At 72.7% G+C, this 21,524-nt stretch carries 15 protein-coding genes; 12 read left to right on the forward strand and 3 right to left on the reverse strand.

Translation table 11 applies throughout. The annotated features are described in order from the left end of the window. The first annotated feature begins 25 nt into the window (after positions 1–25). Complete coding sequence (locus tag ABZX11_RS43180) at positions 26–1,417, forward strand: MFS transporter (protein ID WP_354924368.1); 1,392 nt, start codon at positions 26–28, stop codon at positions 1,415–1,417. Beyond that, positions 1,414–3,006 (forward strand): tannase/feruloyl esterase family alpha/beta hydrolase, encoded by a 1,593-nt coding sequence (locus tag ABZX11_RS43185; protein WP_354924370.1) that lies wholly within the window; start codon positions 1,414–1,416, stop codon positions 3,004–3,006. The genes ABZX11_RS43180 and ABZX11_RS43185 overlap by 4 nt, the downstream gene beginning before the upstream one ends. A 401-nt stretch (positions 3,007–3,407) precedes the next feature. Here the strand turns inward: ABZX11_RS43185 and ABZX11_RS43190 are convergent, their stop codons facing one another. Both ABZX11_RS43190 and ABZX11_RS43195 read right to left on the reverse strand, forming a co-directional pair. Then, positions 3,408–7,064, reverse strand: coding sequence for a glycoside hydrolase family 3 C-terminal domain-containing protein (locus ABZX11_RS43190; RefSeq protein WP_354924372.1), 3,657 nt, complete (start codon positions 7,062–7,064; stop codon positions 3,408–3,410). 248 nt (positions 7,065–7,312) lie between these two features. Beyond that, positions 7,313–7,657, reverse strand: coding sequence for a hypothetical protein (locus tag ABZX11_RS43195; RefSeq protein WP_354924374.1), 345 nt, complete (start codon positions 7,655–7,657; stop codon positions 7,313–7,315). A gap of 91 nt (positions 7,658–7,748) precedes the next feature. Here ABZX11_RS43195 and ABZX11_RS43200 point away from each other — a divergent pair, with 91 nt between their 5' ends. Further along, the gene (locus tag ABZX11_RS43200) at positions 7,749–9,419 is read left to right on the forward strand and encodes a glycosyltransferase family 39 protein (RefSeq protein WP_354924376.1); all 1,671 of its coding nucleotides are present in this window, start codon (positions 7,749–7,751) and stop codon (positions 9,417–9,419) included. A gap of 219 nt (positions 9,420–9,638) precedes the next feature. Then, positions 9,639–11,036 carry an endo-1,4-beta-xylanase gene (locus ABZX11_RS43205; RefSeq protein WP_176176660.1) on the forward strand — a complete coding sequence of 466 codons (1,398 nt, stop codon included), beginning with the start codon at positions 9,639–9,641 and terminating at the stop codon, positions 11,034–11,036. Between the two features lie 46 nt (positions 11,037–11,082). Here ABZX11_RS43205 and ABZX11_RS43210 read toward each other — a convergent pair whose 3' ends face one another. Next, positions 11,083–12,285, reverse strand: a complete 1,203-nt coding sequence (locus ABZX11_RS43210; RefSeq protein ID WP_354924378.1) for a helix-turn-helix domain-containing protein — start codon at positions 12,283–12,285, stop codon at positions 11,083–11,085. A gap of 154 nt (positions 12,286–12,439) precedes the next feature. On the opposite strand from ABZX11_RS43210, the gene ABZX11_RS43215 reads away from it, so the two are divergent. From ABZX11_RS43215 to ABZX11_RS43250, 8 genes are all read left to right on the forward strand, one after another. Further along, positions 12,440–12,697, forward strand: a complete 258-nt coding sequence (locus ABZX11_RS43215; RefSeq protein ID WP_176176661.1) for an acyl carrier protein — start codon at positions 12,440–12,442, stop codon at positions 12,695–12,697. Then, positions 12,694–13,926 carry a beta-ketoacyl-[acyl-carrier-protein] synthase family protein gene (locus ABZX11_RS43220; RefSeq protein WP_354924380.1) on the forward strand — a complete coding sequence of 411 codons (1,233 nt, stop codon included), beginning with the start codon at positions 12,694–12,696 and terminating at the stop codon, positions 13,924–13,926. The genes ABZX11_RS43215 and ABZX11_RS43220 overlap by 4 nt, the downstream gene beginning before the upstream one ends. 13 nt (positions 13,927–13,939) lie before the next feature. Next, positions 13,940–14,950: a ketoacyl-ACP synthase III gene (locus ABZX11_RS43225; protein ID WP_354924382.1), complete on the forward strand. Its 1,011-nt coding sequence runs from the start codon at positions 13,940–13,942 to the stop codon at positions 14,948–14,950. After that, positions 14,947–15,702 (forward strand): glycosyltransferase family 2 protein, encoded by a 756-nt coding sequence (locus ABZX11_RS43230; protein ID WP_354924384.1) that lies wholly within the window; start codon positions 14,947–14,949, stop codon positions 15,700–15,702. Before ABZX11_RS43225 ends, ABZX11_RS43230 begins: the two co-directional genes overlap by 4 nt. Then, complete coding sequence (locus tag ABZX11_RS43235; RefSeq protein ID WP_354924386.1) at positions 15,699–16,880, forward strand: cytochrome P450; 1,182 nt, start codon at positions 15,699–15,701, stop codon at positions 16,878–16,880. Before ABZX11_RS43230 ends, ABZX11_RS43235 begins: the two co-directional genes overlap by 4 nt. Next, complete coding sequence (locus ABZX11_RS43240; protein ID WP_354924388.1) at positions 16,877–18,415, forward strand: class I adenylate-forming enzyme family protein; 1,539 nt, start codon at positions 16,877–16,879, stop codon at positions 18,413–18,415. Before ABZX11_RS43235 ends, ABZX11_RS43240 begins: the two co-directional genes overlap by 4 nt. Further along, the gene (locus ABZX11_RS43245) at positions 18,412–19,308 is read left to right on the forward strand and encodes an NAD(P)-dependent oxidoreductase (RefSeq protein ID WP_354924390.1); all 897 of its coding nucleotides are present in this window, start codon (positions 18,412–18,414) and stop codon (positions 19,306–19,308) included. The genes ABZX11_RS43240 and ABZX11_RS43245 overlap by 4 nt, the downstream gene beginning before the upstream one ends. Positions 19,309–19,604: 296 nt before the next feature. Next, positions 19,605–21,524: a potassium transporter Kup gene (locus tag ABZX11_RS43250; RefSeq protein WP_354924392.1), complete on the forward strand. Its 1,920-nt coding sequence runs from the start codon at positions 19,605–19,607 to the stop codon at positions 21,522–21,524.

Here is a 21,524-nt window from a genome sequence, read left to right on the forward strand (position 1 = left end):
GACCTCATCGACGAAGGCGGCACCCATGGCCATTCCGCTCACCCAACCCGAGGGGCAGTCCGGCACCGGCGTGCCCGCCACCCCGCGCCGGGCCTTCCGCAAACTGCTCGCGGCCGGGCTCATCGGCAGCTCGATCGAGTGGTACGACTTCTTCCTCTACGGCACCGCGGCGGCGCTGGTGTTCCCGAAGGTGTTCTTCCCGCACGCGTCGGCGCTGACCGGGACGCTGCTGGCCTTCAGCACGTTCTGGGCCGGGTTCGTGGCGCGGCCGGTCGGCGGCGTGCTGGCCGGGCACCTCGGGGACAAGTACGGCCGCAAGCCGGTGGTGGTCGCCTGCCTGGCGCTGATGGGGGCCGCGACCTTCCTGATCGGCTGCCTGCCGAGCGCGGCGAGCGTCGGCGCGCTGGCCCCGACGCTGCTGGTGATCCTGCGGTTCGTCCAGGGCCTCGCGGCCGGCGGCCAGTGGGGCGGCATCGTGCTGCTGCTGACCGAATCCGCCAGTCCCAAGCGGCGCGGTTTCGCCGGGACGTTCGGGCAGACGAGCGTGCCGGTCGCGGTGGTCCTGTCCAACCTGATCTTCGTCGCGGCCAGCGGCCTGATGCCGGACGCGGCCTTCCTGTCGTGGGGCTGGCGGATCCCGTTCCTGCTCAGCGTCGTGATGTTCGGCGTGGTGCTCTACATCCAGGCCAAGGTGGAGGACACGCCGGAGTTCCGCCGGCTGCAGGACGCGGTGGCGGGCCGGGAAGGCCCGGTGGTCCGGGCGCCGCTCGCGCAGGTGCTGCGCAGCAAGTGGGGGACCATCCTGCTCGGCTGCGGGCTGCTGTCGGCCACCAACAGCCTGTTCTACGTCAGCATTTCCGGGCTGCTGAGCTACGGCACCGGCACGCTCAAGCTGCAGCGCGACTCCCTGCTCGCGGTGGTGCTGCTCAGTTCCGCGGCGATGCTCGTGACGATTCCCTGGTCCGGCTACTTCTCGGACAAGGTGGGCCGGCGCCCGCTGATCCTGATCGGCGGGCTGGGCGTGGCGCTGTGGGCGTTCCCGTACTTCGGGCTCGTCGGCACCGCGTCGCTGCCGCTGATCTTCGTCGCGGTGGCGGTCGGGTTCGTGTTCCAGTGCCTCACCTACGGCCCGATCGCGAGCTTCCTCGGCGAGCTCTTCGCGCCCAACGTCCGCTACTCGGGCGCGTCGCTGTCCTACCAGCTGTCCGCGATCATCGTCAGCGGGGGGACGCCGTTCCTGATGACCGCACTGATCGCGGCGGCCGGGAGCACGTGGCCGGTCGCGCTCTACATCACGCTGATGGGGTTGATCACCTTCGCCAGCGCGTGGTTCCTGCCCGAGACGAACCCCGCGGAGGTCCGGGCGGATCCGGACGCCGTCCCCGGCGCGCACCTGCACGAGGTGGCCGGACGATGAAGAAGACACTCGCGGTCTCGGCCGCCTTGCTGCTGGTGTTTCCCGCGCCTGCCGACGCGTCCCCTGCCGCGGTGGACTGCGCCGGGCTGGCCGGGCTGCGGATTCCCGCGTCGGTGATGAGCCTGCCGACGTCGGGCGGGCTGGTCACGGCGGCGTCCGTCGTGGAGCCCGGGGACTACTGCCGGGTGGACGCGGACCTCCACCCGGTCGACCCGGCGGCGCCGTCGATCAAGCTGCGCGTGGCGCTGCCCCGCGCGTGGAACCACAAGGCGCTGATGTTCGGCGGCGGCGGGTTCAACGGCACGATCCCGGACGTGACGGCGAACGTGCCGTTCGGCCCCGCCGACCGGCCGGCCCCGCTGGCCAGGGGGTACGCGACCTTCGCGAGCGACTCCGGTCACCAGCAGAACCCGGCGTCCCCGCCTTCGCTGGACGGGTCGTTCGGCGTGAACGACGAAGCACTGCACAACTTCGCCGCGGGCGACGCGCTGAAGAAGACCCGCGACGCGAGCCTGTTCCTGATCCGGCGCGCGTACGCGGCGGCGCCGGCCGAAGTGTTCTTCGCCGGCGGGTCGACCGGCGGCCGCGAGGCGCTCGTGGTCGCCCAGCGCTGGCCGACGGCGTTCGACGGGGTGATTTCCGCGTTCCCGGCGTGGAACAACCTCGCGGAGATCCTGGACCTGGGCTACCTGACGCAGGTGCTGGCACGCCCGGGCGCGTTCCCGCCGCCGGTCAAGCAAGGGCTCCTCTACGACAGCGTGATCAAGGCGTGCGACGGCCGGGACGGCGTGACCGACGGAGTGGTCTCGGACCCGGGCTGCCGCTTCGACCCGCGCGCGCTGCGCTGCCCGGGCGGCGCCGACACCGGGCCGGCGTGTCTTTCGGACGCGCAGATCGGGGCGGTGACGGCGATGTCGTCGCCGTTCCGGTGGCCGTACCGGATCGCCAGCGGGGAGAAGCAGTACCCGGGCTTCCCGTTCCTGTCGGGTGCGGACATGCGCACGCCGTTCCTCGGCTTCGGCACCACACCACCGGCCGACCCGATGCCGGTGACGAGCGGGTACGGGATGCAGTACTGGGACCAGTGGGTGAAGTACTTCCTGACCAGGGATCCCGGGCGCAGCGGGCTGGACATCGACCCGCGGAACCCGGGCAAGTGGCTGGACCGGATCAGCGCGCTGTCGGCGATCGAGGACCGCAACAACGCGGACCTGCGCCCGTTCGCCCGGGCGGGAGGAAAGCTGATCCTGTTCCACGGCGCGGCGGACGAGCTGGTTTCACCGTATTCGACGAGTGACTACTACTCGCGGGTGCGCGCGGAGGTGGGCCCCCGGGCGACGGACGGGTTCCTGCGGTACTACGTCATCCCGGGAGCGAACCACGCGAACTTCGGGACACCGGCGTTCGCGGCGAGCTGGGATTCGCTGACGGCGCTGGAGCAGTGGGTCGACGCGGGACGGGCGCCGGTGGGGCAGACGGTGGTCGATCCGGCTCATCAGCGTTCACGGCCGTTGTGCGAGTACCCGGACTGGCCGCGGTACCGGTCGGGTGATCCGAGCGCCGCTGCGAGTTTCGTCTGTGCCCGTTGAGAAGTAGGCCTGGACAAAGGGCGTCCCGCCGGCCGTGAGAAGCCGGCGGGACGCGACTTTCGGCCGAACCTGCTGTACCGCGGGGCCGCGCGCTGCCGTTCTTGTCTGCGGGGTGAGCGGCCTGGCTCGGTTTTTGGCGGGCTCGCCCGCTGGGCAGGGGGCGGCTCACGGTCGACCGATGGGCCGGTCCGAGCGGCGTGTCCGCGTTCGGCCTACCGTGCAGGCGTGGGAAGTCCGCCGGCACGAGCGGCCGAGTGGCCGCGCAGGTGGCCGGATCCGCCCGGCCCCCGCGCAAACGTCCGCTGTGCGGCGAACCCGGGCGGATCCCGGTACCGCTGAAGCGTGCCCGGACAGAGGCGTCCCGCCGGCCGTGAAAGGCCGGCGGGACGCGGTCCCCTCGGTCAGCCGATCGCCATCGTGAAGATGTGCATGGCCGCCGTGCCCATGTTGGCTCCGTCGCTCACGTCCGGCAGCGTCACGTACTTCACCGTCTTGCCCGGCTGCAGGGGGATCGGGGCGTAGTACAAGCTCACCCTCTGATCCAGCCGCCCGTTGCTGTTGTTGAGGTACGGCAACGTCGTCAGGATGTCGCCACCGGTCGCCGCGTTGGACCACCAGTCGGCGAAACTCACCGAATGGGACTCGGTCGTTCCGTCCGTGTACGTCACCGTTGCCGTTCCGCTCGGGCTGCCGTAGTCGCCCGCCCCGATCAGGCCCAGTGTGGTGCCCGAGCCGGAGATCGCGATCGTCTGGCCGCCCGCCGAACTGCCCGCGACCACGTTGTCCGGGCTGCCCGGCCGGGCGTCCGGCCAGGTGAACGTCAGCCCGTCGTGGGTGAACGTCGCTCCCGGGGTCAGGCTCGGCGTCGCCGCCGCCAGTGCCTGTGCGGAGAAGCTGGCGTTGCCGCCGTCGAAGTTGCCCGCGCCCGGGGTCGCGTCGTCGCTGATGCCCACGTTGTTGTACGCCGCCGGCAGTGAGGCGTACGGCGGGTGGGGCAGCAGGACCGTCGCCGCGTCCACCGACGTGCCGCGGCCGTTGGCCGAGGTGAACGTGGCCTGGGCCGAGACGTCGAACTTGCCCGGCTGCGCCGAGGCAGGCACGCCGATCTCCCACGTCGTGCTCACCGTCTGCCCGGCCGGCACCGTGGCGAACGTCGACGGCGAAGTGGCCTTCGCGGTCCAGCCGGCGGGCACACCCAGCGTCAACGCCACATCGCGCAGCGGCCGTGCGCCGGCCGGGTTCGGCAGCGTGGTCGTGGCGGTGTACGTCGTCCCCGCCTGCACCTGGGACGGTGCGGTGAGGGTGAACGGTTGCTCGACCACCACCGGCGTGGTGCCGGTGACGCCGTCGACCGTGACGCTGATCGTCGCGACCCCGGGCGCCACCATGGTCACCCGGCCGGTCCGGCTCACCTGGGCCACCCGCGGATCGCTGCTGCGGTAACCGATCCGGGCCCGCGAAAGGTCGACGAACGACTGGTCGTCGTGCACCGCCTCGACGATGTGGTCGGCGGGCACGTGCCGGTCCGCCTGGGCGGTGTCGTCGGCGATCCACGGGTTCTTCGCGGTCAGGTCGAGCTGCGCGCCCGGCGCGAAGACGACCTGGCCGGGCTGCACGGTCACGTACCGCGTCTTGGGCTTGAGGGCCCCGGTGACGGCCACCGCGGCGGTGCCGGCGAGGTGGCCGGAGTCGGCACCCACCCCGAACCGGTACTGACCCGGGTACACCACCTCACGGCGCTTTCCCTCGTCCCAGAAGGAAAGGTCGGCGATCCGCACCGGGATGACCAGGTGCTGGGTCTGGCCGGGGGCGAGCACCTTCGTCTTCTCGAAGCCGGCCAGCCGCTGCCGCGGCAGCTCCACGCCGGGCACGGTGAACGCCGTCGACGCGTACAGCTGGGCGACGTCCGCGCCGGGCGTGCCACCGGTGTTCGTCACGTCCACGTGCACCGTCACCTGTCCGTTGGCATCGACGGCCTTCGTGTCCGCGTGCACGCGGGAGTAGGCGAACTTCGCGTAGGAGAGGCCGTAGCCGAACGGGTACGCCGGCGTGCCGGTGAAGTACTGGTACGTGCGGCCGAGCCCGCCGGTCTGCGACGGCGTCAGCCCGTAGTTCTTCATGTCCGGCAGCTGCGCGTCGTCGGCGTACCAGGTGAAGTTCAGGTGCCCGCTGGGGTTCTGCTTGCCGAACAGCACGTCGGCGAGCGCGGTGCCCTGGCTTTCGCCGTTGTAGGAGCTGAACACGACACCTGGGATGCCCGCGGCGTGGCCGAGGGACACCGCGCCGCCCGCCTGGACCGCCAGGGCGGTCCGTGGGTTGCCGGCCGCCTTGACCTGGTCGATCAGCGAGTCGTAGTTGCCCGGCATGGCGATCGTCGTGCGGTCGCGGCCCTCGGTGGCCACGCTCCCGTCGGTCCCGGCGAACACCACGACCAGATCGGCCGTCTTGAGCGCGGCCAGGGTCGCCGCCGAGCAGCTCGCCGGCGCGGTGGTGCCGGTGGAGGTGCCGCACGCGTCGAAGGTGACCGTGGCGCCCGGGCTGGCCGCCTTGACCGCGGACGTGATGCCCTGCACCGCGTTCACCTGCAGCGCGGGCTCGCCGGAGTACCCGCCGAGGGTGACCTTGTTCGCGAGGTCGCCGACGATGACGACGGTGCCGAGCTTCGCCGGGTCGGCGGGCAGCAGCGGCGCGGCGGTCCCGGCGACCGGGTCGTTCCGCAGCAGCACCAGCGAGTTCGCGGCGACCTTCGCGGCCAGCGCCTGGTGCTCGGCGCTCTGGATCACGTCCTTGGTGATCTTCGTGTAGGCCACCCGCTCCGGCGGGTCGAACTCGCCGGTCTGCATGCGGGTGGTGAACACGTGCACGAGGGCGTTGTCGAGCACGCCCTCGGACAGCACGCCGGCCTTGATGGCCTCCTCGATGTTGGCCACGGTGGCTTCGGAGCCGGTGCAGTTGAGCTGCGTGCCCGCGCGCAGGGCGTACGCCTGGCCGCCCGCGGCACCGGAAACCTTCTGTCCGGTGGCGGTGTTCGTCCACTGCGTCGCCGCGCCGGCGGTGCTGGTGGTCCAGCCCGGCGGCGCCCAGTTGTGGCTGCCCGGCGCGTACACGTCGCCGACCGCGCCGCAGTCGGAGGTGACGTAGCCGTCGAAGCCGTAGGTGCGCTGGGCGATCGCGTTCGCCGTGTAGGTGTCGGCGGGCGACGGCGTGCCGTTGATCGCGTTGTACGACGTCATCAGGCCGGAGACGTGGGCGTCCTGGATCAGGTGCCGGAACTGCCTGGTGTAGTAGTCGCGGATGTTGGTCTCGGTGGTGTCCGAGGAGTCCGCGTGCCGGTCGTTCTCGACGTCGTTGAGCGCGTAGTGCTTGGCCGTGGCGGCGACCTTGAGGTACGGCGTCGTGGGCCGGCCGGACGCGGTCTGGCCCTGGTAGCCGTTGACGAACGCGCCGGCCATCTTCGCAACCAGGTAGGGGTCTTCGCCGAAGCCTTCGTCGGTGCGGCCCCACCGCGGGTCGCGGTCGAGGTTCACCGTCGGCGCCCAGTAGGTCAGGGAGCCGTAGTTGTTCTTGTCCGGGCCGATGTTGTTCTGCGCGACACCCCACAGCGACTTGTCGAGCATGCCGCGGGCCTCGTCGGAGATGGCCGTGGTCTCCTGCCGGATCAGCTCCGGGTCCCAGGACATCGTGCTCGCGAGGTTCGTCGGGAAGCTGGTGGCGTGCACGCCGCCGGTGACCGTGCCCGCGTTGGTGTTCGCGCCGAGGGTGTTGAGGCCGTGCTGGCCCTCGCTCCAGTAGGTGTACTGCTGGACGCCGAGGCGCGGGATGGCCGGCGCGCTGTTGGTGCGCAGCTGCAGCACCTTCTCGGGCAGCGTCATGCGGGCGACGAGGTCGGCGGCCCGCTCGGCGAAGCTGTAGTGCGTGTCGCGGTAGACCGGCAGCGTGGCCGGCCCGTCCGGGGCCGCCGAAGCGACCGGGACGAGCGTGGCCGCCGTGATGGTCGCGGCGAGCAGGGGAGCGGCGGTCAGCCGTGACCGCCGCCGGCCGGGGAAGCGCAGGGACATCGGATCTCCGTTGCAGAAGGTCGATGGGCTGGGGGCTCCGGCCGAGCCAGGAGGACTGGCGCGCCGCCGGCCGAGGGGGCCGCCGGTGCACAGGCTGGCCCGTCACCATCGTTCGCAAGGGCCCCCGGTTCTGGCAAGCGATTCACGACCGGCCCGGTATCACCGCTGGCCCGAGCCCGGCGGCGGCTGAAAGTTTCACCGGCGGTGCCGGCCGCGCAGAATGGACGGCGAGGGTTGCGCGGGCGGTTTCAGCGATGGGTCCAGTACAGGACACCGGGAAGCACGACCAGCAGGGCCACGGCGAGCCAGTAGGGCGCCGCGGTCAGTTTTGGTGCGCGGAAGGCGAACAGGGCGTTCAGGCCGAAGACCACCAGCCCGGCGGACAACACCGACACCAGGCCGAGCCCGATCACGAAGCCCGCGCCGTCGTCGACCACCGTGGGGTCGACCGGGACCCACCCGAGCTCACCGGCCAGGACCTGCGCCCCGAGCATCCCGAACGCGACCGGGTAGGCGGCCGGGACGGCGAGCAGCAGGTTGAGCGGAACGCCGATCAGCCAGACGTGGTGCGGGCGGAGCTCGCGGCGGGGCATCCGATCATCATGCCGGATTTCGCCGGACGCCGTCAGCCCGCGCCGGCGGCTACCGCGCACAACCTCCGCCGCCGCCGGACGTCCCCAAGAGGTGCTCACCGAAGCGATCCGGGAGGACGCGCCGCCGCTCCTGGCCGCCGCGCGTTCTCCCGCACGCCGGTGCCGGTGGCTGCTCGCGCTCGCCGTGGTGGCCCTGCCGGCCGGGATGGCGGCCGCGATGCTCACCACGGCCGTGGCGCAGAGCCCGACCATCGACGAGCCGGTCTACATCGGCACGGCGATCTTTTCGCTGGAGCACCACAGCCTGCGGTACAACCCGGAACACCCGCCGCTGGGCAAGCTGATCATCGCGACCGGACTGGCCTTCACGGACGCGCACGTGGACGCCGGGTTCACCGGCGACCAGACGCAGCTCGGCCGGCACGTGCTGTACGAATCCGGCCACGACCCCGGCCGGCTGCTGCCGGCGGCCCGGCTGCCGGTGATCGTGCTGACGCTGCTGTTCGGGCTGGTCGTCTTCGCCTTCGCCCGCGACCTGACCGGCTCGGCCGGCGGCGTGGTGGCTCTGGCCCTGTATGCGCTTTCCCCCGACGTGATCGCGCACGGCTCGCTGGCCACCCTGGACGTGCCGATGGCCGGTTTCCTGGTGACGTCGTGCTGGTTGCTGTGGCGCGCCCGTCACCATCCCGGCCGTTACCTGCCCCTCGCGGGACTCGCGCTGGGTGCCGCCGTGGCCACGAAGATGAGCGCGCTGGCCGCGGTTCCGGTGGTGCTGGCACTGGCCGGGCTTTCGGTCCGGCACACCCGCCGCGCTGACAGTCCACATCGGACTCTGCGGCGCGTCGGCACCGGCGTCGCGGCGGCTCTCGGTGTCGCGCTGATCGCGGTCGCCGTCGTCTGGATCTCCTACCTGGTCGTCGATCCGCGGCTGCGCTGGGTGCCACCGGCGGGCCTGCCGCCCGCCGATGGCCTGCGCGCGCTGACCGGCCTGCTGCCGCTGCCGCGGCCGTACCTCGACGGCCTGCGCGTGCAGTTCGGCTTCGAAGACCAGGTGTGGACCACGTTCCTGTTCGGCAGCGTGCACGTCGGGGCGCTGTGGTACTACCTCCCGGCCGCGCTGCTGGTGAAGACGCCGCTGGGCGCACTCGTCCTCTGGCCGGCCGGTACCGGCACGATGGTCGCCGTTCGCCGGCTGCGCCCGGCGGCCCCCTACGTCGTGGTGCCCGCGGCGGTGCTGCTGGCCGCGGCCATGACCGGCAGCCGCGACCTCGGCGTCCGGTACGCGGTGTTCCTGCCGATGTTCCTGGCCGTCGCGGCGGCCGGCGTGGTCACCCTGCGCCGCCGGTGGACGTCCGTCGCCGTGGTGGTGCTGGTCGCCTTCACCGCGGTCAGTTCGCTGCGGACGTTCCCGTACTACCTGCCGTACGCCAACGAAGCGTTCGGCGGCCCGGCGCAGACCCACCGGCAGCTGCACGACTCGAACGTCGACTGGGGTCAGGACCTGGGCCGGCTGGGCGAGGTGCTGAAGGAGCGGTACCCGGGCGAGCGGGTGTGGCTGGTCTACAAGGGCAGCGGAGTGCCCGCCGCCTACGGCATCGACGCCGCGGACCCCTTGGCGGTGCCGCCGGAGACGGTCCACGGGCTGCTCGTGGTGTCGGATTCCGCGATCGCCAAGGCGGACGACCGGCTGTCGGCGCTGCTGCGCACGAGCACGCCGATCGACGACGTCGGCCACTCCATCACGATCCACCGCCGCCCGTGAGCCGTCATCAGCCGACGAAGCCGCCCATTCCGAAACTCGCCGCTCGGCTTGGTGAGCGCCACACGGGGCCGTGATCGCATTCCGGGTGGTTCGAAAGTTTCGACGGTCCGGCCACGGCGCTCCCGCCGGTCCGAAAGTCGATCGAAACTTTTTGCCTGCTCCTTCCTCGGCGTGCTCTGCTGCTGACAGCGGGGGAAATTCACCGAAGGAGACCACGGAATGGCGGAAAGTTCGTCGGACCTGCGCCGCAGGCGCTGGTGGCGGTCGACGACCACTCGAGTGCTGGCGGGCGTGGCGACGGTGGCCGCGACCGCAACCGTTCTGGTGACGGCGCCCGGCGCGGACGCCGCGGCCAGCACGCTGGGCGCCGCGGCCGCGCAGTCCGGCCGCTACTTCGGCACGGCGATCGCCGCCGGCCGGCTGAACGACTCGGCCTACACCACGATCGCGGCGCGCGAGTTCAACATGGTGACGCCCGAAAACGAGATGAAGCCGGACGCGACCGAGCCCAACCAGAACCAGTTCAACTTCTCGTCGGGTGACCAGATCTACAACTGGGCGGTCAGCCACGGCGCGAAGGTCCGCGGGCACACGCTCGCCTGGCACGCGCAGCAACCCGGCTGGATGCAGAACATGGGCGGCAGCAACCTGCGCAACGCCATGATCAACCACATCCAGAAGGTGATGGCCCACTACCAGGGCAAACTCGCGTACTGGGACGTCGTCAACGAAGCGTTCAACGAGGACGGCAGCCGCCGGTCGTCGAACCTGCAGAGCACCGGCAACGACTGGATCGAGGTCGCGTTCCGGACCGCCCGCGCGGCCGACCCGTCGACCAAGCTCTGCTACAACGACTACAACATCGACAACTGGAGCTACGGCAAGACCCAGGGCGTCTACCGGATGGTCCAGGACTTCAAGTCCCGCGGCGTGCCGATCGACTGCGTCGGCCTGCAGGCCCACTTCACCGGCGGCAGCTCGGTGCCGGGCAACTTCCAGCAGACGATCTCCAGCTTCGCGGCGCTCGGCGTCGACGTGGCGCTCACCGAGGTCGACGTCACGAACGCGAACACCTCGCAGTACTCGGCGCTGACCCAGGCGTGCGTGAACGTCGCGCGCTGCGTCGGCATCACCGTGTGGGGCGTGCGGGACAGCGATTCCTGGCGGTCCAGCGAAAGCCCGCTGCTGTTCGACGGCGGCGGCAACAAGAAGGCCGCCTACAGCTCGGTGCTGAACGCGCTCAACGCCGCCGGTCCCGGCACCACGACGACACCGACCACACCCACGACGCCGACGACCACGCCGACGGACACCACGACCCCGACGACCACGCCCACGAACCCGGGCGGCGGCAGCTGCACGGCGACGCTTTCGGCCGGGCAGTCCTGGGGAGACCGGTACAACCTGAACGTCTCGGTCAGCGGCTCGTCTTCGTGGACGGTCACGATGAACGTCCCGAGCCCCGCCCGGATCAGCGCCACCTGGAACATCAACGCCAGCTGGCCCAGCAGCCAGGTGCTGATCGCGAAACCGAACGGCAACGGCAACAACTGGGGCGTCACCATCATGACGAACGGGAACTGGAACTGGCCCAGCGTCAGCTGCAGCACTTCCTGACCCGTGCCGGACGACCCGCCCGCGAAGCCGAAGCTCCGCGGGCGGGTCATTCGCGTCGCAGGTGGTCGTGGGCCATCAGCGCCAGGCGGCAGCACAGCCGGTGGCGATCGTCCTCCAGGGACGCGCCGGTGAGCTGCTCCAGCTTGCGCAGCCGGTTGAGGACCGTGTTGCGGTGGCAGTACAGCAGTTCGCCCGCGCGGGTGGCGGAGCGGTCCGCGCGGAACCACGCCCGCAGCGTGTCCAGCAGGACGTGGCGCTCGTCGTCTTCGAGGTCCAGCACCCGGCCGAGGGCACGGGCCGCCAGCCGGTGGGCCAGCCGCGGGCTGGCGACGACCAGTGCCTCGGGCAGCCGGTCGTCGAGCGCGGCGAGTCCGGGCGCGTCCGCGGGCTGCGTGTGCAGCGCGATTTCCGCGAGCTGGTAGGCGATGCCGATCTCGGCCAGGCCGTCGACCTCGCCGGACAGGCCCGCGCGGTGCCGTAGGTGCGGCGCCAGCAGGCCGGTCAGCCGGTCGGGGGTGAGCCCGCCCAGCTCCACCAGCCACACCACCCGGTCCCGGTACGGCGCCACGACCACCCGCACGCCCAGCGCCGCCAGTTCGGGCGCCGGCACCACGTCCTCGGCCGCCAGGTCGCACACCACCAGGACCACCACGTACCGGCCGTGCCCGGGCAGTCCCAGGCCCGCCTCGGCTTCGGCGGCCACGGCCGGGTCCGCGCCCCGGCCTTCGACGAGCACCCGGACCAGGCCCTCCCGGCGCCGGTTCGCCCGCGTCTGCAGCTGGATCTCCCGCGACCGGTACCCCTCGACCATCGCCGTCGAGACGCGGTCGGTCGCCTGCCACAGCACCATCACGCTGTCGACGAACCCGGTCAGCTCGTCCGGTGACCGGCGGCGGGCCACGGTCAGCAGCATCTCCCACAGCAGCTCGGTGCCCAGCCGGAACAGGTGCAGCACCGCCTCCAGCGGCACGCCCTGCTCGGCGCGGCGGCGGCCGGTCGCCAGCGGAGCGGCGATCCAGTCGGCCCGCGTGCCGAACCCCTCGGTCATCAGGACCAGCGCACTGCGGGCGTTGTCCATGAACGACTGCCGCATGTCCGCGGGCGCGACCCGGCCGCCGCCCGCGTAGAAGGTCTTCTCCTCGACCGCACCCCGCGCGGTCAGCCGGTCGGCGAAGGACGGCAGCTCGGTGAGGACGACGGCGGCCACCTCGCGGATGACCCTCGTGGACGCGTGCGGATGCCCCGGCATCGCCCGACCATAGCGCCGCGGGCTGGGCCGGTGCCGCGAACTCGGTGTGCACGGCGCACAGCGGGCCCGGATCCGGGGCAAACCGTCAGCTGTCGGTCAGCGGCCGTTGCCAGCCTCCTGCCGTAGCCCCGAAATCCACCGTGGGAGGTAACCCGTGAGCCCAGCCGACGACATCGAGCGCACCCTGGCCCAGCTGATCGCGAAGGTGGCAGGCACCGACCCGGTCGCGCTGTCCGCCGGCCGCCCGCTGACCGGGCTTTCGCTGCGCGACGAACTGGACATCGACTCGCTGGCCATGGTCGAGCTGACCGACGAGATCGAGATCAGCTACGGCCTGACCATCCCCGAGGACAACCTCCCCGCGCTGCGGACCTTCGGTGACGTCGCCGCCTACCTGCGCGCGGCGGCGTGAACCGCCCGGACGTCGAAGTCGTCGTCACCGGCGTCGGCGCCACCACCCCGCTGGGCGGGGACGTGGCCACCACCTGGCGGGGACTGCTCGACGGCCGCACCGGAGTGTCCACACTGGACGTCGAATGGGCGCGGAAGTTCCCGGTGCGCATCGCCGCGCGGCTGGCCGTCGAACCCGACGGGGAACTGGAGCACGTCGAGCTCAAGCGGATGGACCGCGCCGAACAACTGGCCGTGCTCGCGGCCCGGCAGGCGTGCCGGGACGCGGTGCTGACCGACGGCACGGTGGACCCGGTGCGCTGCGGCGTGGTGGTCGGCACCGGCATCGGCGGTGCGACGACCCTGGTCGCCCAGCACGACGCCCTGCGGGACCGGGGGTTGCGGGCGGTGTCGCCGCAGCTGATCCCGATGGTCATGCCCAACGGGCCTGCCGCGCTGGTCGGCCTCGCGCTGAAGGCGCGGGCCGGGGTGCACGCCCCGATGTCGGCCTGCGCGTCCGGGGCCGAGGCGATCGCCTGGGCGTGGCGGATGATCGTGGCGGGGGAGGCCGACGTCGTGGTCGCGGGCGGCACCGACGCCTGCATCACGCCCGCGATCATGGCCGGGTTCGCCAGGGCCCGCTCGATGAGCACTCGCAACGCCAGCCCCGGGACGGCGTCGCGCCCGTTCGACGCCGGCCGGGACGGTTTCGTGCTGGGGGAGGGCGCCGGCGTCCTCGTGCTGGAGCGCGCGGACTTCGCCGCGGCGCGCGGCGCGAAGGCCTACGGCAGGCTCGCCGGCGCGGGGATGAGCAATGACGCCCACCACATCACCGCGCCGGACCCCGACGGCACCGGGCAGGCCGCCGCGATCACCGCCGCGCTGCGCCGCGCCGGCCTGGCGGCCGGGGACATCGGCCACGTCAACGCGCACGCGACGGCGACGCCGCTGGGCGACCTGACCGAGAGCGGCACGATCCGGCGCGTCCTCGGCGACGGCCCGGTGGTCACCGCGCCGAAGGGGGCGCTGGGCCACCTGCTCGGCGGTTCCGGTGCAGTGGAAGCGATCGCGACCGTGTTGTCGGTCCGGGAGGGCCTGGTCCCGCCCACCGCCAACCTCGACGCGCTCGACGACCGGATCGGCCTCGACGTCGTGGCGGGCGAACCCCGCCGGCTCACGCTCACCGCGGCGCTCAGCAACTCCTTCGGCTTCGGCGGGCACAACGTGACACTGGCGTTCACCGGTGTCTAGAAAGGACGGTCCCATGCACGTGGCGATCGGCGGCGTGGCCGCCCACCTGCCACCCACCCTGGTCGCCGACGACGAGATCGAGGCCCGCATCGCCCGCGAGAGCCCCGGCTTCCGGCCGCGGCCGGGCGCGATCGGCAAGCTCAGCGGGATCCGGACCCGGCACCGGGCCGCACCCGGCGAGCCGGCTTCCGACCTCGCCGTGGCCGCGGCCGCGAAACTGCTGTCCGGCAGCGGGCTCGGTGCGCACGAGCTGGACCTGCTGGTGTTCGCCTCCGCCTCCCAGGACCTCGTCGAACCGGCCACCGCGCACGTGGTCGCGGCCAAGCTCGGCGCGTCCTGCCCGGTGTTCGACGTCAAGAACGCCTGCAACAGCTTCCTCAACGGGATGCAGGTCGCCGAAGCGCTCATCCGCTCCGGGCAGTACCGCCGGGTGCTGGTCTGCACCGGCGAGACCGGCTCGCGGGTGGTCCGGTGGCGGGTGGCGGACCGCGCGCAGTTCGTCGACTCGCTCGCCGGCTACACCCTGTCCGACGCCGGGGCCGCGATGCTGCTGGAGGCCTCACCGGTGCCCGGCATCTTCCACCGGGAGTTCTCGGCGGACTCGTCGTGCTGGGACGTCTCGTCGATCCCCGGGCACGGGGGCGCGAACTCGCGGAACCCGGTCACCGACGGCTACCTGCGCGGCGACGGCCGGACCCTGATGGAGTCCGTCGTGCGCGGGATCCGGCCGCAGCTGGACGCGGCGCTGGCGAGCACCGGCCTGAGCCGGGAGGACTTCGCGCTCTTCTGCGTGCACCAGGTCGGCGTGCCGCACCTGCGGGTGTTCCTCGACAGCAGCGGGGTGCCGGAGGACAAGCTCGTCGTGACGATCGCCGACCACGGCAACGTCGCTTCGTGCAGCCTGCCGCTGCAGCTGAGCCTGGCCATCGAGTCCGGCCGGTGCGGCCCCGGCGACAAGGTCGCGTTCATCGGGCTGGCCGGCGGGGTCAGCGTCGGCACCGTGTTCGCGGAGCTGCCGTCGTGACCCGGCTGTGGGTGGTCATCCCCGCGTACAACGAGGAAAAGTGGATCGAGGGGCCGCTGCGGTCGCTCGCCGCCCAGCGCTTCCGCGACTTCACCGTGCTGGTGGTGGACAACGCGAGCACGGACGCGACGGCCGACGTCGTCCGCTCCTTCGCCGCCGCGCACCCGAAGCTGGACGTGCGGGTGATCGGCGAACCGCAGAAGGGCACCGGTGCCGCCTGCGACACCGGGATGCGCCGGGCGATCGAGAACGGGGCCACCCACCTGGCCCGGACCGACGCGGACTGCCTCGTCGCTCCACAGTGGACGGAGGCGGTCATGCGCGGCTTCGCGGCCGGGCTGGAGCTGATCGGCGGCCGGTTCAAGGCGCGCACCGACGACTTCGCCGTGCCGTGGACCGAGCGGGCCGTACTGGCGTTCCTGGTGGCCTTCGGCGGGTACCTCGCCCGGTTCCGGCGCGCCAACCGGGGCCCGGCTTACCTGGGGCCGTACCTGCTGTGCGCGGGCGGCAACACCGCCATCACCGCGAGCCTGTACCTGCGGTGCGGCGGCTACCCCCGCTCGTGCATCGAAGACGACCACGAGGACCGCACGCTGGTCAACCGGGTCCGGTGCGTCACCCGCGCCTACGGGCGGCGCCGGGACATGGTCGTGTACTGGTCGCAGCGACGGACCAAGGCGTGGGGCATCCGCAACACCTTCGCCTGGTACACCAGCCACGGCTACCGCGGCGAAACCGTGGACGTCCGATGAGGGCGGGCGCGCACGAGCTGCGGCTGCAACTGGCGGCGCACCCGCTCGCCTACCCCGTGGTCCGCGTCCTGGGCCGGCTCGGGCCCGCCGTGCGGGTGCCCGGGCTCGGGGTCGTGGTGAACGAGGCTTCGGCGGCGCGGGAGGTGCTGACCGACACCGCGACCTTCCGCAGCGGCGGCGGCACCGAAGCGGACCTGTGGACCCCGGTCTTCGGCCCGTCGATGCTGGTCAACATGGACGGGCCCGAACACCGGGCGATGCGGCGCAAGCTCGCCGAGTTCTTCACCCCGGCCTACGTCCGCCTGCTGATCGACACCGCGTGCACCGAGCCGCTGGCCCGGGTGGCCGAGGCGCTGTGCGCCGGCCGCCCGGTGGACGTCGTGCGCACGACGAAGATCGTCGCCGGGGCGGTGACCAGCGCACTGGTCGGGTTCACCGTGACCGGGTCCACCGCCGAGCGGGAGGCGGCCTACCTGCGGATGACCGGCCAGGCCACCGCCATCATCGGCCTGGTCAAGCTGGGCAGGCTCAGCCTTGGCGCGGCGCAGGTCGCCCGGGCCCGCGCGATCGTCGCCGAGATCGGCACCAGCACGTCGCTGGCCTGGGAGAAGGGCGACGAAACGACCGCGGTCGGCCGGATGCGCAGCTTCGGGCTGACCGAAGCCGAGGCACGGGGGCTCGCGTCGGCGTTCCTGATCGCGGGCACCGAGACGATCACCAGCCTGCTGCCCCGGATGGTCGCGGTGCTCCACGACCACGGCGAGCTGGCCGGCGTCGCCGCCGCGTGCCGCGCGGGCGACACCGGGCCGGTGGACGCCGCGATCCACGAGACGGCCCGCCTGATCACCCCGGCGCCGATCATCCTGCGCAACGCCGTCCGGCCCGGGCGGATCGCCGGGGTCGCGGTGCGCGCGGGGGACCGGGTCGTCTTGTCGACACTCAACTGCGCCCGGGCCCCCGGCGGGTTCGACCTCGCCCGCACGCACCCGCCGGAGCTGCGGCGGCTGTGGTTCGGGGCCGGCCCGCACTTCTGCCTCGGCTACCCGCTGGCGATGGCCGAGGTCCACGCACTCCTCGGCACCCTGGCCGGCGGCGGCGAGCTGCGGATCACCGCCCGCCGGGCCGCCCCGGGAGTGCTCTTCCCCGCTTACCGGAGCCTGGAGGTCAGCCGCGCATGACCGATCTCGTGACCCGCTTCCTGGACACCGCCGCCGACCGGCCCGGCGAGCCGGCCGTGATCGACCCGGACGGCCGCACCACGACCTTCGGCGAACTGCGCCGCCTCACCCTCGAGGTCGACGCCGGCCTGCGGGCCGAAGGGCTCGCGCCCGGCGACGGCGTGCTGTTCGCCGTCCGCAACTCCGCCACCGCGATCGGCCTGTTCCTCGGGGCGCTGCGGGCCGGCGCGGTGCTCGTCTCCGCGGACACCGCCGTCGGCCCGGCCCTGGTGTCGGCGCGGCTGCGGGCCTCCCGGCCGCGCTGGCTGATCGCCGAATCGCTGTTCTACCCGGCCAGCGTGCTGGGCCCGGTCCGCGCCTACTGCCGCCGCCGCGGCTGGGGAGTCCCGGACCTGCGGCAGCCGATCGGCGACCCCGGCATCCGGCACGTCCACCTCGGCCGCCGCCTGCCCGGGGTCCCGCGCTCGGCCCGCCCGCTGGCGAGCCTGCTCGGCCGGGCGCCGTCCGCGGCCCCGGACCGGGACCCCGCCGCGCCCGCATTGGTCGTGTTCACCTCGGGCACGACGGAACAGCCGAAGGGGGTCGTGCACTCGCTGCGGTCGCTCACCGCGGCGGTGACGATGCTGGGCACGCACCTGCCGTTCGCGCCCGGGGACGTGATGCACGCCGACGGCATCATGGCCGGTCTGCCCGCGTTGCTGGGCGGCGCCCGGCTGTCCCTGCCGAAGCCGTCCGCCCCGCCGGAGCGCTTCGCGCGGGACCTCGCGGACCGCCGGGTCACCCACGCCTACGGGGTGCCGGTGCACCTGGCCGAGGTGTTCGGCGTCCTGCCGGAGTGGCCCGCCCACGTCCGGCACCTGGTGATGGGCTCCGCGCCGGCGGCCCCCGCGGTGCTGCGGCAGGCGCTGGCCGCGGTCCCCGGCGGGCAGGTGCTCTCGATCTACGCGATGACCGAGGCGATCCCGCTGGCGGTCGCCCGCGCCGAGGACAAGCTGGCGCACGTCGAGCGCGGCTGCCCGGGCGACCTGCTCGGGACGCCGTCGCCCGGGGTGCGCGCCCGGATCGCCGCCGACGGCGAGCTGCTGGTGTCCGCGCCGAACGCCTGCCTCGGCCACCTGGGCGGGCCGCCGCTGACCGAGCTGGCCACCGGTGACCTCGCCCGGCTGGACGACGACGGCCGGATCGTCATGACGGGCCGGAAGAAGGACATGCTCATCCGCGGCTCGTACAACATCTACCCGGGGCTCTACGAGCCGTCGATCGCGCTGCTGGCCGGGGTCAGGGAGGCGGCGATGGTCGGCACGCCCGACCCGGTCACCCAGGACGAGACCGTGGTGCTCGCGGTGGTGGCCGACAGCACCGAGGTGGACCCGGCCCGGCTCGTGCGGCGGCTGCGGCGTCAGCTGCCGGAGCTGATCGACGCCGAGGCCGTCCCGGACCGGATCGTCGTCCTGCCGGAGCTGCCGCGCTCGGGCCGGTCCCGCAAGCTCGACCGGGGCCGCCTGCGCGAGCTGGTCACCGCGAGCAAGCCGTGAGGCTCGCGGTGACCGGCGCGACCGGCTTCGTCGGCGGCGCGGTCTGCCGGGCCGCCGTGGCGGCGGGCTGGCAGGTGACGGCGTTCGGCAGGCGGGCCACGGCGGACGCCGGACGGCTCGCCGGGGCCGCGTACCGGTCGTGGGACATCGGGGCGGCCAAGCTCGCCGACCCGCCCGCCGTCGACGCGGTGGTGCACTGCGCGGCGTCGGCGACCGACACCGGCGTGGCCAGGGAGGTCTGGCGGACCAACCTGCTCGGCACCCACCACGTGCTGGCCTCGTTCCCGGGGCGCCGGATCGTGCACGTCAGCAGCGGCAGCGTGTACGACCCGTTCCGGCCGACGGTGTGCGCGAAGGAGCACGAAGCCCCGGTGGAGCGCTACCTCAACGCCTACGCGGCCGCCAAGGCCGCCGCCGAGCAGCTCGTGCTGGCCGTCGCCCGCGACGCGGTCGTGCTGCGGCCCCACGCCGTCTACGGCGCCGGGGACACCACCCTGCTGCCGCGGCTGCTGGAGAACGTGCGCTTCGGTCGGCTGCCGGTGCCGGGCACCGGGAAGGTGCTGGTCAGCATGACCCACGTGGACAGCCTGGCGCGGGCCTGCCTGCTCGCGGCGACGGCCGAACCGGCGTGGCCGAGCGTGTTCAACATCGCCGACCGCGCCCCGGTGACCGTCGACTGGGCCCTGCGCGGCCTGCTGGCCTCGGCGGGCGTGCCGGTGCGGCCGGCCTACGTCCCGGCCTGGCTGCTTTCCCCGCCGGCCCGCGCGTTCCCGCGCGGGCGGCTGAACCGGTACGTGATCAGCCAGTTCGCGGTGGAACGCACCCTGGACACCACGGCGGCGATCGAGCGGCTCGGCTTCGAGCCGGCCCCCACGGCCTTCCCGCCGCCCTGAGACGTGACGGGTGCGGCGCTGGGGTTCCGCCGCACCCGCCGCGCGTCACGACCCTAAAGAGGCGCACCGAACGGAACCGGCACCCGGCAAGAGCGTGGCCGGGGGCGCGTTGAACAGCGTTTTCCCCGCGGGTGGAACCCTGATCGGCCGGGTGGCACCGGCAATTTTGCCGGTGCCTTCGCGCTAAGATTTCATCAAGACGCGTAAAGCTTTCCCCGACGCGCCGCCGCCGGCCCCGTCCGGCCACAGTGGATCGGTAGGGTCCGCCTCGTGACGGCCGAGGCGAGGGGGAGTGCGTGAGTCAGGCGCAGAGTACGAGGCCGGCCGGGCGTGACGTGGTGCGCCTCGGGCTCGTGGTCGGTGCGCTGGGCGTGGTCTTCGGGGACATCGGGACGAGCCCGATCTACACGCTGCAGACGGTGTTCAACCCGGCCGACCCGCACCCGGTGCCGGTGAGTGCGGCCAACGTGTTCGGCGTGGTGTCGCTGATCTTCTGGTCGGTGATGATCATCGTGACCGTCACCTACGTGCTGCTGGCGATGCGCGCGGACAACGACGGCGAGGGCGGCATCATGGCCCTGATCACCCTGCTGCGGCGCTGGGGCGCGCAACGCGGCAAGCGCGCGGCCGTCGTACTGGCCGGGCTCGGCATCTTCGGCGCCGCGCTGTTCTTCGGCGACAGCATGATCACCCCGGCGATCTCCGTGCTGTCGGCGGTCGAGGGGCTCAAGGTCGTCTCGGACGGCCTCGAGGACTGGGTCGTCCCGATCACCGCGGTGATCATCATCGGGTTGTTCCTGGTGCAGCGGCGGGGGACAGCCGCGGTCGGGCGGGTGTTCGGGCCGGTGATGATCGCCTGGTTCGCCACGATCGGCGGGTTCGGCGTGGTCGGCATCGCCGGGCACCCCGACATCCTCAAGGCGCTCTCGCCGACCTACGCCATCGGGTTCATGGCCGGGCACTTCGACATCGCGTTCTTCGCGCTGGCGGCGGTGGTGCTGTCGGTCACCGGCGCCGAAGCCCTCTACGCCGACATGGGGCACTTCGGCCGCCGCGCGATCACCCGCGGCTGGCTCCTGCTGGTGCTGCCGGCGTGCGTGCTGAGCTACCTCGGCCAGGGCGCGCTGATCCTGGAGAACCCGGCGAACGTCGCGAGCCCGTTCTTCCTGCTGGTGCCGTCGTGGGCGCGGTTGCCGCTGGTGGTGCTGGCCACGGCGGCGACGGTGATCGCGTCCCAGGCGGTGATCACCGGGGCGTATTCGGTCGCCGCGCAGGCCGCTCAGCTGGGGTACCTGCCGCGGCTGCGGATCGCGCACACCTCGGAGACCGAGCGGGGCCAGATCTACGTGCCGTGGATCAACTGGCTGCTGATGGTTTCGGTGCTGACGCTGGTGTTCGCCTTCCGCAGCTCGGCGGCGCTGGCGTTCGCGTTCGGCATGGCGGTGACCGGGACGATCACCATCACGACGCTGCTGTTCTTCTACATCGCCCGCTCGCGGTGGGGGACGCCGGCGTGGCTGATCGGCCTCGGCGCGTCCGTGCTGCTCCTGGTGGACCTGCTGTTCGTCGCGGCCAACCTGACCAAGCTGGTGCACGGGGCGTGGCTGCCGCTGCTGATCGGCCTGACGGCGTTCACCATCATGACGACCTGGCAGCGCGGCCGTCGGATCGTCACCGCCGAGCGCGAACGCCGGGAGGGCTCGCTGCCGGAGTTCATCGACGAACTCCGGGACGCCCCGGTGCAGCAGGTGCCCGGCACGGCGGTGTTCCTCAACCGGGGCGGGCGGACCGCACCGCTGGCGCTGCGGGCCAACGCCGAGCACAACCACGTGCGGCACGAGCAGGTGGTGATCATGTCGCTGGAGACCGAGCCGGTGCCGCGGGTCCCGGCCGGGCAGCGGGTGACCGTCGAGGACCTGGGGCACACCGACGACGGGATCGTCTTCGTCACCGCCCGCTACGGCTACATGGACAGCCCGGACGTCCCGGGTGCGCTCGCCCTGCTCGACCCGGCTCAGACCGAAGGACGGCTGCAGCTCGACGAGGCGTCCTACTTCCTCTCCAAGATCGAGCTGCAGCGCGGCCCGGAACCGACGATGGCCGGCTGGCGCAAGCGGCTGTTCATCGCCACCTCCTACATCACCGCGGACGCGGCGGAGTACTTCGGCCTGCCCCGGGACCGCACGGTGATCATGGGGTCCCGCGTCGACGTCTGA

The sequence above is a fragment of the Amycolatopsis sp. NPDC004169 genome, from assembly GCF_040610315.1.
Classification (GTDB): domain Bacteria; phylum Actinomycetota; class Actinomycetes; order Mycobacteriales; family Pseudonocardiaceae; genus Amycolatopsis.